This is a genomic window from Photobacterium sp. R1 (assembly GCF_054600795.1).
Genome location: NZ_BAAHZP010000001.1, coordinates 143,689 through 158,109, shown reverse-complemented (window position 1 = coordinate 158,109; position 14,421 = coordinate 143,689). Strand labels below are relative to the sequence as shown.

Sequence of the window (14,421 nt, the reverse complement as noted above, 5' to 3'; positions counted from 1 at the left end):
ACCTCACTGCATCAACTGGCGTACCCAGGGACGGTGGCTTTCCCTGAGCAAAATTTCATTTCGCAGGCGAATCAGTGTCACTGCGCCAAAGAAACAGGCAAAACCGACAATATTCAGCAGCAGAGGCCATAGCATACGACTGTCAATGGAGGGCTTGGCAAACTTTGTAATGGTCGCGCCCTGATGCAGGGTATTCCACCACTCCACTGAGAAATGAATAATCGGCAGATTAATCACCCCGACGATGGCCAGAATCCCCGCCGCTTTCGCCGCCGTTTTCTGATCATCAAAGGCGTTATAAAGCGCAATGACGCCCAGGAACAAAAACAGCAGAATCAGTTCAGAGGTCAGTCTGGCATCCCAGACCCACCAGGCGCCCCACATCGGTTTACCCCAGATGGCGCCGGTCACCAGTGCAATAAATGTGAAAACAGCGCCAATCGGTGCCATCGCTGCAGCAGCCATATCAGACAGACGAACCTGCCAGACCAGCCCGATAAAGGCAGCAACAGCCATCCAGAGATAAGCGCCCATCGACCAGATAGCTGCCGGGACGTGCAGGTAAATAATCCGGAAACTGTCGCCCTGCTGGTAATCAGCAGGTGCAAAAGCCAGCCCCCAGATCGAACCGATCGTCAGGCTGAGTAAAGACAAGACTGCAAACCAGGGCAGCAGAGTGCCGCACAGTTGGTAGCATTTTTCAGCTTTAGCGTAGGGATGTAACCACTTCCACATCTTTCAATACTCTATGATGATAATAATTATTGCTTCCAAGCTTTTTTGGTCAGTTCACACTAACCCGCAGCGAAACTGCGATGGCAAATGGCGCCAGTGTCGCCGCACCTGCCAGCATCGCGCCCATCAGGGCCAGCTGCCCCTGATAGCCCATTCCCAAAGACGCGGCTTCTATTGCAGAGGTCGCAAAGATTAGCACGGGAATGAATAACGGCAGGATGAGCAAGCTCAATAATACCCCACCTTTGCGTAATCCAACCGTGAGTGCAACCCCTATCGCCCCCAGAAAACTCAGGGTCGGCGTGCCGATCAGCAGCGTCAGGACCACAGCCTGCCAAGTAGACCAGTCCAGCGACAATAAAATTGCCAGCAACGGACTGATTAATAACAATGGCAAGCCGGTCAGCACCCAGTGAGCAATCACTTTTGCCAGCGCCAGGACAGGTAAAGGCGTTGGCATGAGCATCATTTGCTCCAGGGATCCATCAACAAAATCATCACGGAATAAGCGCTCCAGCGACAGCAGTGCAGCCAGCAAAGCAGCCACCCAAATAATGCCGGGCGCAATTCGTGCTAACAGGTTCGGCTCAGGCCCGATCCCCAGCGGAAACAGCGTGATGACAATAATAAAAAACCACAGCGGGTTAAACACATCTGCCTGACGACGAAAAGCGATCAGCAATTCTCGCCGGATGACCTGATACATCGAAGACAACATTCTACAGCGCCTGCCCCAAGGTAATTTTGCGCAGACGATCCTGCGAGGAAAACATATCCTGATGCGTGGTCAGCATTACAGTACCCCCACGTTCAGTATGGGACACAAACAGCTGTTCCAGCACTTTTACTCCATGTTTATCAATCGCGGTCAGGGGCTCATCCAGAATCCACAACGGATGATTACTCAGCCAGAGCCTTGCCAGCGCCACACGTCGTTGCTGACCTGCAGAAAGCTGACCCGCAGGCACATCTTCACGGCCCGCCAGACCGACATGCGCCAGCGCTTGCCAGATCGCATCCTCACCCTGCACTTTAGCCTGCCCCGTCAGTGCCTCGTTGTGACGGAGCTCATGCATTGCCTGAAAAAAAGTCAGGTTTTCGTAAGCCGTTAATTCGCGCTTCACCCCAGTTTGATGTCCCAAAAACAACATCTGGCTATGATACTCTTCACGGACATGGACTATCTTGTTATCGTGCCAGTAAACGTCACCGGCATCCGGCTGTCCCAGCCCGGCGATAATGCGTAACAACGTGGTTTTACCTGCACCGTTGCGACCTTCAATCTGAACCAGTTCGCCGGGAGTGACAGAAAAATGAAGATCATCGAACAGCACACGTTCATCGCGGGTACAGCTCAATCCGTTCACTGACAACATAGTGATGCGTCATCCTGAGTGTGTTAAATCATCCCCGGATAATATCACAGCGACGAATATCTTTGTTAGTTTCAGGCTGTTATCAATCCGGTAGCAAGGTAAGTAAATGTGACCTCTATATCTCAAACTTCGGCTTATCAGACAGCCATCAACAATACGTCGCGGACAGCAGAATCTCAGGCAACCGGGACCGTAACCCAGACGGCCTCGCCCCAGCAGACCGGTGCGACTTTATTCCAATCCGGGAATCAGATCAGCCAACTTTCACACTTGTTAACACAACTTCAAGTGTTGCAACGATTATTCGGCAATCTCCCCCCGAACCTCAGCACACAGGGGTCCCCGGTTGCACAATGGCTGACGCAGTTAGTGCTGCCTCAGTCTCCGGCGGAGATTGTCCGGTGGCTGCAGCAGGGGGCCGGCAAAGACAGCCTGAAGGCGCTGGTGACTCAGTTGTCTCAGCCGGACAGCCCGCTGGCGAAACTGCTGGCCAGCTTACCAGACAACGTCCAGAGTGAGCTCAAAGCACTGATCCGCCTGGCTGCCGAGCAGAGAATTGCCGGCAATCCGGTCGGACGCGATGAAAACACCCCCTTTATTCTCCATCTGCCTCAGGCGAACGGGCGTGAGATCCGGCTCAGTGTGCAATCCAGAGACACGCAGTCAAAAACTACCAAAAAGCGCCCGGGCCGCAGTTGGGTCGTCACGCTGGGCTTGCCCGTTGGCGAGCAGGACAGCCTGCAGGCAACGGCTATCTGGCAGGATGAAAAACTCAGCCTGAGCTTTGACAGTGCCCAACCTGCAGTTTTGCAACACGCGGAATCTTTATCACCTCAGCTGACCCGTCGCCTCAAAGATCTGGAAATCAAATGCGAAGCGGTCTCTTTCCGACTCACTCCGGTTGCTGAGGACAACGACCCGATCATGGCCCCGCAATGCGGCATCAGGATAAGCGTATGAATAAAAAACAAAACAGCGCCATCGCGTTAAGTTACGACGGCTATGAAACGCCTTACGTTGCTGCCAAAGGCTATGATGACTGGGCAAAAGAAATTATTGAGCAGGTGAAAGCTCAAGGCGGCTTAATTCATCAGGATCCGGTACTGGCCGAGTATCTGAACCGACTGGAGGTGGGCGATGATATTCCACCGGCCCTCTTTGTGGTAATTGCAGAACTGATTGCGTTTTCCTGGGTCCTGAACGGAAAAACCCCTCCCGGATGGGAAGGGTATCAACCTGTGAATGAAACAGCATGAAGCTCGGAAGTGACAGGCATCCGGGATGCCTGTTTAACGACGGCGCTTACTCATGCGTTGCTGTAAGCGAAGTAACAACTCAGCTTCAGCCTTTGGCAGATCACATTCTTCCATGAGCTCATTCACGTCAGCCCCCAGCTCAACCATTTTACTGGCGCGACTGTACAAACGGCCCTCAGGATCCTGCATGGCCATTTCTCCCTGACGTTCAGACAATTCATCCTGCTGACGTGCCAGATCAGCCATTTTATTGCTCATGGCGATTGCGCCGGCACGCAGTTCATGGAACTGTTTGGTTAAGCTTTCTTGCTGCTGTCTGGCTGTTTTCAGTAACAATTCAGCCGCAGAAAACTTCGATTCAAGTTCCTGACGTGCTTTTCGTTCACGCTTGACCAGCACAACAGCAATTACAACCGCCAGCAAAGAAACAGCCAGCGGCAGCCATTTAAGCAACAGTTCTGGCATCACAGGTACGCCATCTCATCCCATTCTTCATCAGACAGGAGCTTATTCAAATCAACCAGAATCAGTAATTGGTCATCTCGGTTGCTGACGCCCTGAATAAACTTGGCGCTTTCATCAGTGCCCACGCTTGGTGTGCTGTCAATTTCAGAGCTGCGCAGGTAAACCACTTCCGCAACACTGTCGACCAGAATACCAATGACCTGTTTTTCAGCTTCAATGATCACGATCCGGGTATTATCCGAAATATCTCCTGGTGTCAGGCCGAAACGGGCACGGGTATCAATCACTGTCACGACATTGCCGCGCAGGTTGATAATACCCAACACATAATCCGGAGCGCCCGGAACCGGTGCAATTTCGGTGTAACGCAGAACTTCACGGACCTGCATTACATTAATACCGTAGGTTTCTTCTTCCAGCTGGAAAGTGACCCACTGTAATACCTGGTCGTGACTGTCTTCTTTTTGAATTTCGGCAACATTTACCTGCGACATGCTGTTTCCTCTCCGGCCTTTGTCACACAATACTGTTCACGTCTAAACCCGCTTTCAGCATAGAAATGAGTTCGTTGACATGAATTAAAGCACACATTTTCTCTTTCACCATACCCGCCAGCCAGGGCCGTTTGCCTGCCTTTTCACGCCAGCGAACACTATGTTTTGTCAGGGTTTCTGTTCCGTGAAGTTGATCACAGGCCAGCCCCCATTTACTTTCACCCAACATCACCACATACCGGTAGTTTTCCCGGTGGTCATCGTTGTGTATGGATTCAGGCATGACCCAGCGTGCTGTGTCGACCACATCCAACTTACGGTGCTGCTCAGACTGCAACCCCATATACCAGCTCGGGCGACCAATCAGGTGACTCAATTCACCTAATTGATGAATTCCGCCCAGTTCTGTCAGTGACACCGCGAACGTCACGCCATTCACGGAGAAAAACAATGCCTGAAACTCAGACTGACCACTGGATGCCGGCAATTCCCAGGACGGCGGCGGTGGTTCTGAGGTCAATTCAGGTTCAGGCTCTGCCGTCGTTTCCGGGACCGGCTCAAAATCCGGCGCTGTCACCTGAGTTTCTTCCGGAACAGATAGTTCTTCGACGGCCACATCATTAAGGATGTCCGTCTCAGCAGAAGTGACAACTATTTCCTCTTCAGGCTGAGAGCTGGTTTCCATAACCGGGCGCGAAACTTCCGGTTCGGTCACGGATGGGGCCTCTGCCACTTTCGGCAGGGTCTGCATCAGCCAAAAATCATCTTCCGGCTCTGCATAAGGCGCAATCGCAGGCTCCGGCTCCTGGAATATGAGCGAAGCTGGTTCCGGTAAGGGCTCCGGAAAAATATCTTCAACCGTTTCCGTAATTGACGTTTGGAACGCTTTCTGAGCCGATTCCTGCAGCATTTCACTGTCTTCAAACCAACCGGGCGCATTCAGTCCGGTTTCAACCGGCTCTGCACCGTCCTGCTGTTCCAGTGCCGCCAACTGATGCTGCTCTGCCACCCAGGCTTCACTCTCGGAGATCACCTGTGCCTGCATGGCTGACATCTGATCCAGCAAACGCTGTAACTGGTCTAAGTCAGCCTTACTGCGAGGCGGTGTAAACCTGACCTCAGGAACACGGAGCTCCGGTTCCTCATCCGCAATACCGGATAGAGATGACGCCGGTACGGGTGATGGAATAGGTGTCGCCATCGCCCGCAAAGACGGCGGTTCAGCCCCGACAGCGGTCAGCGAACCCTCTGAATCGGCAGATTCATCCAGCAAGTTGAAATCAAATGGCTGATGAACTGCGGTTTGTGCAGCCATATCCGCCAGTACTTCAACCGGCTCCTCTTCCTGAAGCTCTGCTTGAAGCTCTTCCTGCGGCTCTTCGTGAACCGACTCTGTTGCCAGCTCAGAAACCATTTGAGGTGCATCATCAGGCGTGACATCTTCACTCTCCTGATGCGCCGGGGCAGCCAGCTCCGCAGAATCCGGGTCTGTCAATACGTCATCAGGCTGCTGGGAATCATCCAGCAGCCCGAAAAAATAATCATCGAGTGCCTGTTCACTGGACAGCTTGAAGTTATCGTTCATCTTGACGAAGCCGCTCCAGGTAATTCAAAAGTGTTTTGTAGGCATAGACGCCACGTGAACCGCGTGCATACAAAGACGGTGGCATGTGCTTGATACTGGCATCACGGAACTTGGTATCAATCGGTACCGCCGAGGCCCAGACCTGATTCGCGTAGCGCACTTTCAGTTCCTGCAGGGTCTCAAGCGACGCCCGGGTCCGCTTGTCATACATGGTCGGCACAATGGTGACTTTGAAATCACTCGGACGGGACTTTTGCATGATCTGCAGCGTTCGCATCATACGTTCCAGACCTTTCATGGCCAGAAACTCCGTCTGTACCGGGATAAGGATGCGATCGCTGGCCGCCAGCGCATTGACCATCATCACCCCAAGAATGGGCGGACAGTCAATCAGCACGTAGTCATACTCTTCATTCAGGCATTGCAGCGCCTTTTTCAGGATCAGTCCCATCCCGCTTCGGGTCCCCATCACCCGATCCAGTGTTGCCAGTGACATATGGGCCGGCAGCAGATGAATGTGCTTATACCGGGTCTCCAGTACCATCGGTTTGACTGTATCACGGTTGATGGTCGACAGCTGGAATAGGTCAAACAGGCTGGCATCAAGACGATCAGCATCAAAATTAAAGTAAGTGGTCAGAGACGAGTGCGGATCGGTATCCACCAGTAGCACCCGTTTGTTCCGCTCACTTAACAAGCCCGCCAGACTGACAGTTGTCGTGGTTTTACCCACACCGCCTTTCTGATTGGCAATACTCCAGACTACCACACCCGCTCCTTAAGCTAAGCCGACCTCAATCAGAATACGCTCAGCAATTCGATCTAACGGTAAATCCTCGGAAGAGATTCCTGCTTTCGCCACTGCCTGCGGCATCCCGTATACCACGCAGCTTTCTTCATCCTGCGCCCATACCGTTGCACCCGCAGATTTCAGCATGCGAGAGCCGTCCCGGCCATCTGCACCCATCCCGGTCAGGATCATCGACAGTACTTTGTCGTGATAAACCTTGGCTGCTGAACCAAAAGTCACATCCACACATGGCTTGTAGTTCATGCGATCGCCGCCATCAATAATTCGCAGGCGGCCATTGCCCGGACGGCCTTCCAGCATCATCTGCTTCCCGCCAGGAGCCAGATACGCAGTTCCGGCACGCAGCACATCGCCATCTTCAGCTTCTTTCACGCTGATCTTACACAGATTGTTCAAGCGAGCAGCAAAGGCCGCGGTAAAGGTCGCTGGCATGTGCTGGACCAGTACAATCGGGTAAGGAAAATTAGCTGGTAACTGAGTCAGAATTTTTTGCAGCGCAACCGGACCACCCGTTGATGTTCCGATAGCCATCAGCTGATAAGACTTGCCTGTCGCCTTGAAACGAGCGGCAGGACGAGCTGGTGCTGAACGGGTCTGCGTTGTCGCAGACGCAGTACTGAGCGTCGTACGCGCGGTGGTCAGCGGACGACTTGTCGCCGCTGTGGTCGTGCTGACTGCCGGACGAGCCGGTACTCTCATAAACAAACGCTTACGGGCCAGTTCACCCACACGCTTTTGCAGCAGTGACACCGCCTCATCTTTATTTCGGGCAATGTCTTCAAATTTTTTCGGCAGAAAATCCAGTGCCCCGGCATCCAGCGCATCCAGTGTCGCCTTTGCCCCTTCGTGAGTCAGAGAAGAGAACATCAAAATCGGCGTCGGGTTGGTTTTCATGATTTCGCGCACTGCGGTGATACCATCCATCACAGGCATTTCGATATCCATCGTGATGACATCCGGCTTTAAAGTCCGCGCTTTTTCAACGGCTTCCTTACCGTTGACAGCATCGCCAATCACTTCCAGACGCGGATCCGCATTGATAATTTCACTCACCCGGCGGCGGAAAAAACTGGAGTCGTCCACCACCAAAACTTTTACAGCCATTTTATTTCATTCCGTATGCAATCAGGCACGAATGATCAGGGGCTGTGCGCCCCTGTTGATTGTTATTATCTGCGGCCTGCGTAATGTTTCAGAAGGTTTGGCACATCAAGAATCAGGGCAATATGACCATCACTGGTGATGGTTGCGCCTGCCATACCCGGCGTACCTTGCAATAGCTCATCCAGCGGCTTGATCACCACCTCTTCCTGACCAATCAGAGTATCGACCACGAAGCCCATGCGCTGATGACCAATCTGTACAATCACCACATGACCCAGCTGACGGTCGCGCTTCTCTACACGATGGCCAATCAGCCAGTCCTGCAGATAGAAAAGCGGAATGGCCTTATCGCGTACGATAATGGTCAATTGCCCGTCCACCACGTTGGTCTTGCCGAGATCCAGATGGAAAATTTCATTCACACTTGCCAGCGGCAGCGCAAACGGCTGGTCAGCAACACCGACCATCAGGGTTGGCAAAATCGCCAGCGTCAACGGCACTTTAATATCAATGCGCGTGCCTTTACCCAGGTTCGAATCAATATGGATGGAGCCATTCAACTGGCTGATACCAGTTTTCACTACGTCCATACCCACGCCCCGGCCGGAGATATCTGAAATCTCTTTCTTGGTCGAGAACCCTGGCGCAAAGATCAGGTTGTAACATTCGCTGTCAGACAACCGGGCTGCCGCATCAACGTCCATCACACCGCGTTCAACAGCGATCTGGCGCAGACGATCCGGGTCCATACCGCCACCATCATCTTCGATGGTCAGCAGGATATGATCCCCTTCCTGTGCTGCCGACAGCAGGACAGTACCGATTCGTGACTTACCGGCTTTCTCGCGGACATCGGGCATTTCAATCCCGTGGTCAACTGAGTTACGCACCAGGTGAATCAGCGGATCTGCCAGTGCTTCCACCAGGTTTTTATCCAAATCTGTCTCTTCACCGCGCATTTCAAGCACAATTTCTTTTTTCAGGCTACGGGCCAGATCGCGAACTACGCGCGGGAAGCGACCGAACACTTTCTTGATCGGCTGCATGCGGGTTTTCATCACCGCACCCTGCAGATCAGCCGTCACCACATCCAGATTGGCAACCGCTTTCGACATTTCTTCGTCGTTGCTGTTCTGCCCCAGACTGATGAGACGGTTACGAACCAGCACCAGTTCACCCACCATATTCATGATGGTATCCAGAGTCGACGTATCGACGCGAACCGTTGCCTCTGCCTGTGGTTTGCTCTTTTCTTTCAGCGCAGTAGTTTTCCGCTCAGCCAAAGGCTGCGGTTTTTCTGCCACTGGAGGTGTAACCGGCTTCGGCTCTGCTTTCGGGGCCAGAGCAGATGCAGGTTTGGTCGCAATGGCCAGCTCTTCGTCAGAAGGCCCTTTACCGGAGCCATGCAGTTCATCCAGTAAACGTTCAAATTCATCGTCCGTCATCAGATCGCTGTCGCCTGACGCACTGACTTTCGTTTCAGGCACAACCGCCTGCGGCGCTGCGGCGGCGACTTCGTCGCCCGGCCCTTTTCCGACACCGTGGAGCTCGTCTAACAAACGCTCGAACTCGTCGTCTGTAATATCACCGTTGTCGATATCCGTCGACACCGGTTGTGTCGGTGCTTTCACTTCTGTCGCTGCCGCGCTCGGGCCAGCCCCGGAGCCATGCAGCTCATCCAGTAAACGTTCAAACTCGTCCTGGGTAATTTCGTCGACAGAATTTCCGGCAATCGCAGATTGATTCGGATCGGCCTTCGGTGCTACTTCCTGGACTGGGGCTGCGGCGGCAACAGGCTCTGAAACCGTCTCAGCTGCCAGTTCTTCCGGGCCTGGTGGCTGACTGTAGTAATGCAGCGCATCCAGCAGGCTTTGCTCTGCAGAATCGATCGGTTCACGATCCTGCAGCTGAGAAAACATCACATTAATTGTATCTAACGCCTGAAGGATGACATCCATCAGCTCAGACGTGACCGTTCGCTTACCCGTACGCAACAGGTCAAAAATATTCTCGGCGCCGTGACAGGCATCAACCAAAGGTGTCACCGCCAAAAATCCGGCACCACCTTTTACCGTGTGGAAACCGCGAAAAATCGCGTTCAGCAGGTCGGAATCTTCCGGACGACGTTCCAGGTCAACCAGCTGCTCAGAAAGTAACTCCAGAATTTCCCCTGCTTCGATTAAAAAGTCCTGCAGGATATCTTCATCTAAATCAAAGCTCATAAGCTTCCCCTAAAATCCAAGGCTTGATAGCAGATCATCAACATCATCTTGAGTAGACATCACGTCGGTACGTCCGGCAGTGTTGATAATCGGCCCTTCCGGAGAGAGTGGCTGTTGTTTTTGATTGGTGTCAGCGATGCCTTCATTTTGGTCAATCCCGGCTGCTCTCAGAATTTCGACCAGTTGATGCTCCACTTCATGAACAAGTTCAATAACCCGGCGTATCACCTGGCCAGTCAAATCCTGGAAGTCCTGCGCCATCAAAATCTCAGTCAGGTGCTGGTGCAGCTGCTGGCTGTCCCCTTCCACCTGAATCAGAAGCGCATCAATTGCATGACAAAGCGATTTAAATTCACTCAGCGTGATGTCGCCATGCATTAATCGCTGCCATTGGGGTTTCACTTGCAACAGGCGCTCCTGCAATAAATCAGCAATTGGCAGAGTGCCTTCAACTGCATCCATTGTTTTGTTAGCAGCTTCTTCTGTTTTATCGATCACATAAGTCAGACGACCACGTGCATCAGGAATGTCCGTGGTTGCCAAATCGGCAATCCGGGGGTCCAGGCGAAAGTTTCGCAGTGAATCATGTAATTGACGGGTCAGCTTACCCACTTCCATATACATGGGATCTCTGCAATCCGTCACCATGCTCCGGAACAGCTCATTGGCTTCCGCCCGCTGGTTCGTCTCCAGCAGGTTTACCAGCTCTCTCGCCTGTTCAAGTGAAATCATATGTGTCTACCCTTGTTCGCGTCAGACTGACGGCATCACTGCATACGTTCGAAAATCTTATCCAGTTTTTCTTTCAACGTGGCAGCGGTAAACGGCTTCACGATGTAGCCATTCACACCGGCCTGTGCCGCTTCGATGATCTGCTCACGCTTTGCTTCTGCAGTAATCATCAGCACTGGTAAGTGTTTCAGGTTTGCATCCGCACGAATTTGCTTGAGAAGATCAATGCCCTGCATTCCTGGCATGTTCCAGTCGGTGACCACGAAATCGAAGTCGCCCTTCTTCAACATTGGTAACGCTGTCAATCCGTCATCCGCTTCCTGGGTGTTGTTAAAGCCCAGATCACGCAGCAGGTTTTTGACAATACGGCGCATTGTTGAAAAGTCGTCAACAATGAGGATTTTCATATTTTTGTTCAAAGTTGCCTCCACTGAGGTCACAGTGTTTTCTTCTAAATCGTGTGTTTATGAAGCAGTCCAAGCGGAGAGCTTGGCCCGCAAACGTTGCATTGCCTGACTGTGAATCTGGCAAATACGGGATTCACTGACACCTAAAACGGCACCAATTTCTTTGAGGTTAAGTTCCTCGTCGTAATACAACGACAACACCAGTGCTTCCCTTTCAGGTAATGTCCGGATAGCGCCGGCAAGTGCCTGGCGAAAACTGCCATCCGCGACATCCTGAAAAGGCAGGTTTTCTGCCATTGAATCTTCGGTTGCTACCGTATCTTCAGAGACACCGAGGTCGTCCATACCCACTAGGCGACCACAATTAACATCATTTAATGCCTGATGGTACTGTTCCAGTGTCATTTCGAGATATTCAGCAATTTCCTGATCATTAGGGTCACGGCCGAAGCTGTGCTCTAACTGTGCAATGGCTTCTGATATCCGTCGGCTGTTCTTGTAGACCGAACGGGGAACCCAGTCACCACGCCGGATATCATCCAGCATGGCTCCTCGAATACGTATACCGGCAAAGGTTTCAAAACTGGCCCCTTTGCTGGGGTCATAATTCTGTTGTGCTTCCAGCAAACCAATCATGCCAGCCTGGATCAGGTCTTCCAGCTGCACGTTGGGCGGTAATCTTGCCATCAGGTGATGCGCGATACGCTTCACCAGTGACGAATACCGCTCAACAAATGCATGGGGTGTTTCCTGATATCGGCCGTATGTCAGTGCTTTACTCACCCAGAGGTACCTCTTCAGGTGTTGGTTTAACTAATAACTTTTCGACAAAAAATTCCAGATGTCCGCCCGGATTATTTGGCACAGGCCAGGTCAGCGCTTTATTGGCAAGCGTGGTCAGTGCCAGAGCAGCCGGACTGCGCGGAAAGGCTTCCACGACAACTTTTTGACGCTTGATTGACTGACGAACCCGGTCGTCGAGCGGAATGCAGGCAACCAGCTCCAGGTTTGCCTGAAGGAAACGTTCCGTCACCCGGGTAAGCTTGGCAAACAGCTCACGACCTTCGCGATAACTGCGCACCATGTTGGCGACAATTTTGAACCGCTGGACATGATATTCACGGTTCAGAATTTTAATCAGCGCATAAGCATCTGTAATGGAAGTCGGTTCATCACAGACTACAACTAGTACATCCTGCGCTGCGCCAGCAAAACTCAGTACCATATCTGAGATCCCGGCAGCAGTATCCACCAGCAGAACGTCAATTTCATCTTCCAGTGTCGCAAACGCACGGATCAGCCCGATATGCTGCGCACTGGTCAGTTCCGCCATATTCTGCGTTCCGGAAGAGGCCGGTACGATTTTGACGCCGTACGGGCCTTCAATGATGATGTCCTGTAAATCGCATACACCGGACAGCACGTGAGACAGGTTTCGACCCGCACGCAGACCCAGCATCACATCCACATTGGCCAGCCCGAGATCGGCATCCAGAACCATCACCCGCTTCCCCTGACGGCCCATTGCGAGCGCCATATTCAGCGTGATGTTCGTTTTGCCGACCCCGCCCTTACCACCGCTGACGGTGATCACTTTGGTTGTGGCCAATTTTGTCATACGGCGCAAACCGCTTGCTTGATCGTGCATCATTTTCTCAATCATAAATGTCCGCCCCCTGGCTCTCTGCACTATCGCTGTTCCAGAAGTGGGGTTGCTGGCCCATATCGTTTTCCAGCAATTCATTGGCACGGTTCACCAGGAAGCGGCCTGTCGCGACTTTAATGTCTTCAGGTACACGCTGTCCGTCAGCCAGATAAGCAATTGGCAAAGCACTGTCCAGTGTTACGCTGATCACTTCTCCCAAACTGAGTGTTTCATCCAGTTTGGTCAACACGCAGCCCGATAACGGGATACGACGGAAGTGCTCAATGGTTTCGTGCAATACGCGGCGCTGGGAGGTCGCCGGCAATACCAGAAAACTACGGATATGAGAGCCACTATTGTGCATCAGGGTATCCAGCTGCTCCTGCAGGCGCAGATCCCTTTGTCCCATCCCGGCTGTATCCAGCAGGACAAGACGACGATGCCGTAACTGGTGAAGTATATCGGCCAGTTCCTCGGCATCTTTAGCAACTCTTACCGGACAGCCGAGAATTCGTCCGTAAGTGGCCAGTTGCTCGTGGGCACCAATCCGGTAAGTATCCGTTGTAACCAGGGCGATTTCATCCGGTCCGAAGTCCATGGCAGCCCGGGCGGCCAGTTTCGCGATGGTGGTGGTTTTCCCCACCCCGGTCGGACCCAGCAGAGCGACCACACCACCGGTTTCGAGGATGCAGTCATCTGTCGTAATAATTTGATCGGACAATAATTGAAGCAGGGAGCTCCATGCCTTATGCGGCGCCACATCCTCAGGGATGTAACAGGCCAGCTGATCCGCAAGTTCTGCAGACAGCCCCATTTTTTCCAGGCGCTTAATCATCATCGCCCGCATCGGCTCACGGCGCTCAACTTCCTGCCACATCAGACCCGACAGCTGGTGCTCCAGCAAGCGGCGAATCGAAGCCATCTCTGAGCGCATCGCGTCCAGCTCGTCATCCCGGCGGGATGAGCGCGCTTCATAACGGGTTGGGTCCAGACGGTTCTGGGCATAGCCGTTGGCAGTGCTCTCTGGCTGCGACGCATATCGTCCGCCCGCATGGCTGGCAGATTCAGCGTCATTGTTCTGACGATAACTGTCGTAACCGTTACTGCGCTGCGGTTGACGCCCCCCGGCACCATAAGGATGCTGCGACTTGCGACGATCGCTTCCGTAACCGTTCGTCTCGGCCTTGGCACGTTTCGAAAAGTCATATCCCTGACGTTCATCGGCCTGAGCCAGGTGTTTCGACTGGCGTTGCAACAACGCGGACAGCGAGTCGACTTCCGTATCCTGTTCCTGAGAGTAATTCTGCAGCACCTTGGCAAAGCGGCCGCCAGCAGCATTCTGCAGCTGAACTTTATCATCAGCGAGCTTACGTCTGGCCTCACCAAAGCGCTCTGCCAGTGCATCACGTGCAGGCTGTGACGGTGATGGTACCGGCGCTTCCGCCGTATCATTATCGACGGCTGCGACAATCTCCACGCCACCGGTCACTTTCTTATTTGACATGATCACTGCATTCGCCCCGAGCTGTTCCTTCACTTCGCTCAGTGCAGTTCGCATGTCCTTGGCAAAAAATCGTTTAATTTTCAAT

16 protein-coding genes are annotated in these 14,421 nt (G+C 52.8%); 2 read left to right on the top strand and 14 right to left on the bottom strand.

What is annotated here, in order from left to right:
• Positions 1–3: 3 nt before the first annotated feature.
• From ACYP03_RS00800 to ccmA, 3 genes are read right to left on the bottom strand one after another with little or no spacing between them, the layout of a single operon-like run.
• Positions 4–735, bottom strand: coding sequence for a heme ABC transporter permease (locus ACYP03_RS00800; protein WP_248143649.1), 732 nt, complete (start codon positions 733–735; stop codon positions 4–6).
• Positions 736–784: 49 nt separating this feature from the next.
• A complete protein-coding gene (gene ccmB / locus ACYP03_RS00795; RefSeq protein ID WP_459778103.1) occupies positions 785–1,453 on the bottom strand; it encodes a heme exporter protein CcmB in 669 nt (222 codons plus the stop codon).
• A 1-nt stretch (position 1,454) separates the two neighbouring features.
• Positions 1,455–2,111, bottom strand: a complete 657-nt coding sequence (gene ccmA / locus ACYP03_RS00790) for a cytochrome c biogenesis heme-transporting ATPase CcmA (protein WP_459778101.1) — start codon at positions 2,109–2,111, stop codon at positions 1,455–1,457.
• A gap of 108 nt (positions 2,112–2,219) precedes the next feature.
• Between ccmA and ACYP03_RS00785 the strand changes: the two genes are divergently transcribed.
• On the top strand, positions 2,220–3,071 hold the full coding sequence (locus tag ACYP03_RS00785; protein ID WP_459778100.1) for a hypothetical protein: 852 nt from the start codon (positions 2,220–2,222) through the stop codon (positions 3,069–3,071).
• A complete protein-coding gene (locus ACYP03_RS00780; RefSeq protein WP_248143644.1) occupies positions 3,068–3,367 on the top strand; it encodes an EscU/YscU/HrcU family type III secretion system export apparatus switch protein in 300 nt (99 codons plus the stop codon). The genes ACYP03_RS00785 and ACYP03_RS00780 overlap by 4 nt, the downstream gene beginning before the upstream one ends.
• A gap of 33 nt (positions 3,368–3,400) precedes the next feature.
• On the opposite strand, the gene ACYP03_RS00775 is transcribed toward ACYP03_RS00780, so the two are convergent.
• The 11 genes from ACYP03_RS00775 to flhF all read right to left on the bottom strand — a co-directional run bounded on the left by ACYP03_RS00775 (position 3,401) and on the right by flhF (position 14,420).
• A complete protein-coding gene (locus ACYP03_RS00775; RefSeq protein ID WP_248143643.1) occupies positions 3,401–3,832 on the bottom strand; it encodes a DUF2802 domain-containing protein in 432 nt (143 codons plus the stop codon).
• Positions 3,832–4,326: a chemotaxis protein CheW gene (locus tag ACYP03_RS00770; RefSeq protein ID WP_248143642.1), complete on the bottom strand. Its 495-nt coding sequence runs from the start codon at positions 4,324–4,326 to the stop codon at positions 3,832–3,834. Before ACYP03_RS00770 ends, ACYP03_RS00775 begins: the two co-directional genes overlap by 1 nt.
• Before the next feature lie 22 nt (positions 4,327–4,348).
• On the bottom strand, positions 4,349–5,911 hold the full coding sequence (locus ACYP03_RS00765) for a chemotaxis protein CheW (protein WP_459778097.1): 1,563 nt from the start codon (positions 5,909–5,911) through the stop codon (positions 4,349–4,351).
• On the bottom strand, positions 5,901–6,680 hold the full coding sequence (locus tag ACYP03_RS00760; RefSeq protein WP_248143641.1) for a ParA family protein: 780 nt from the start codon (positions 6,678–6,680) through the stop codon (positions 5,901–5,903). The genes ACYP03_RS00765 and ACYP03_RS00760 overlap by 11 nt, the downstream gene beginning before the upstream one ends.
• Positions 6,681–6,689: 9 nt before the next feature.
• The gene (locus ACYP03_RS00755; protein WP_330960757.1) at positions 6,690–7,826 is read right to left on the bottom strand and encodes a protein-glutamate methylesterase/protein-glutamine glutaminase; all 1,137 of its coding nucleotides are present in this window, start codon (positions 7,824–7,826) and stop codon (positions 6,690–6,692) included.
• Between the two features lie 65 nt (positions 7,827–7,891).
• Positions 7,892–10,048 (bottom strand): chemotaxis protein CheA, encoded by a 2,157-nt coding sequence (locus ACYP03_RS00750; RefSeq protein WP_248143639.1) that lies wholly within the window; start codon positions 10,046–10,048, stop codon positions 7,892–7,894.
• 9 nt (positions 10,049–10,057) lie between these two features.
• Entirely contained in the window at positions 10,058–10,780 is a 723-nt protein-coding gene (locus ACYP03_RS00745; protein ID WP_459778093.1) for a protein phosphatase CheZ, read from the bottom strand.
• A 35-nt stretch (positions 10,781–10,815) separates the two neighbouring features.
• Entirely contained in the window at positions 10,816–11,187 is a 372-nt protein-coding gene (gene cheY / locus ACYP03_RS00740) for a chemotaxis response regulator CheY (RefSeq protein ID WP_211649870.1), read from the bottom strand.
• A gap of 57 nt (positions 11,188–11,244) precedes the next feature.
• Positions 11,245–11,970, bottom strand: a complete 726-nt coding sequence (locus ACYP03_RS00735; RefSeq protein ID WP_248143635.1) for an RNA polymerase sigma factor FliA — start codon at positions 11,968–11,970, stop codon at positions 11,245–11,247.
• Positions 11,963–12,850 carry a MinD/ParA family protein gene (locus tag ACYP03_RS00730; RefSeq protein WP_248143633.1) on the bottom strand — a complete coding sequence of 296 codons (888 nt, stop codon included), beginning with the start codon at positions 12,848–12,850 and terminating at the stop codon, positions 11,963–11,965. Before ACYP03_RS00730 ends, ACYP03_RS00735 begins: the two co-directional genes overlap by 8 nt.
• Positions 12,843–14,420 (bottom strand): flagellar biosynthesis protein FlhF, encoded by a 1,578-nt coding sequence (gene flhF / locus ACYP03_RS00725; protein ID WP_459778089.1) that lies wholly within the window; start codon positions 14,418–14,420, stop codon positions 12,843–12,845. The genes ACYP03_RS00730 and flhF overlap by 8 nt, the downstream gene beginning before the upstream one ends.
• Between the last annotated feature and the right edge of the window lies 1 nt (position 14,421).

Bases quoted from the DNA above. Each gene is read 5' to 3' on its own strand.
- ACYP03_RS00730 (WP_248143633.1), bottom strand. From the start codon at position 12,850: ATGATTGAGAAAATGATGCACGATCAAGCAAGCGGTTTGCGCCGTATG.
- ACYP03_RS00800 (WP_248143649.1), bottom strand. From the start codon at position 735: ATGTGGAAGTGGTTACATCCCTACGCTAAAGCTGAAAAATGCTACCAA.
- ACYP03_RS00780 (WP_248143644.1), top strand. From the start codon at position 3,068: ATGAATAAAAAACAAAACAGCGCCATCGCGTTAAGTTACGACGGCTAT.
- ACYP03_RS00770 (WP_248143642.1), bottom strand. From the start codon at position 4,326: ATGTCGCAGGTAAATGTTGCCGAAATTCAAAAAGAAGACAGTCACGAC.
- cheY (WP_211649870.1), bottom strand. From the start codon at position 11,187: ATGAAAATCCTCATTGTTGACGACTTTTCAACAATGCGCCGTATTGTC.
- ACYP03_RS00745 (WP_459778093.1), bottom strand. From the start codon at position 10,780: ATGATTTCACTTGAACAGGCGAGAGAGCTGGTAAACCTGCTGGAGACG.
- ACYP03_RS00775 (WP_248143643.1), bottom strand. From the start codon at position 3,832: ATGCCAGAACTGTTGCTTAAATGGCTGCCGCTGGCTGTTTCTTTGCTG.
- ACYP03_RS00765 (WP_459778097.1), bottom strand. From the start codon at position 5,911: ATGAACGATAACTTCAAGCTGTCCAGTGAACAGGCACTCGATGATTAT.
- ACYP03_RS00755 (WP_330960757.1), bottom strand. From the start codon at position 7,826: ATGGCTGTAAAAGTTTTGGTGGTGGACGACTCCAGTTTTTTCCGCCGC.
- ccmA (WP_459778101.1), bottom strand. From the start codon at position 2,111: ATGTTGTCAGTGAACGGATTGAGCTGTACCCGCGATGAACGTGTGCTG.
- ccmB (WP_459778103.1), bottom strand. From the start codon at position 1,453: ATGTTGTCTTCGATGTATCAGGTCATCCGGCGAGAATTGCTGATCGCT.
- ACYP03_RS00750 (WP_248143639.1), bottom strand. From the start codon at position 10,048: ATGAGCTTTGATTTAGATGAAGATATCCTGCAGGACTTTTTAATCGAA.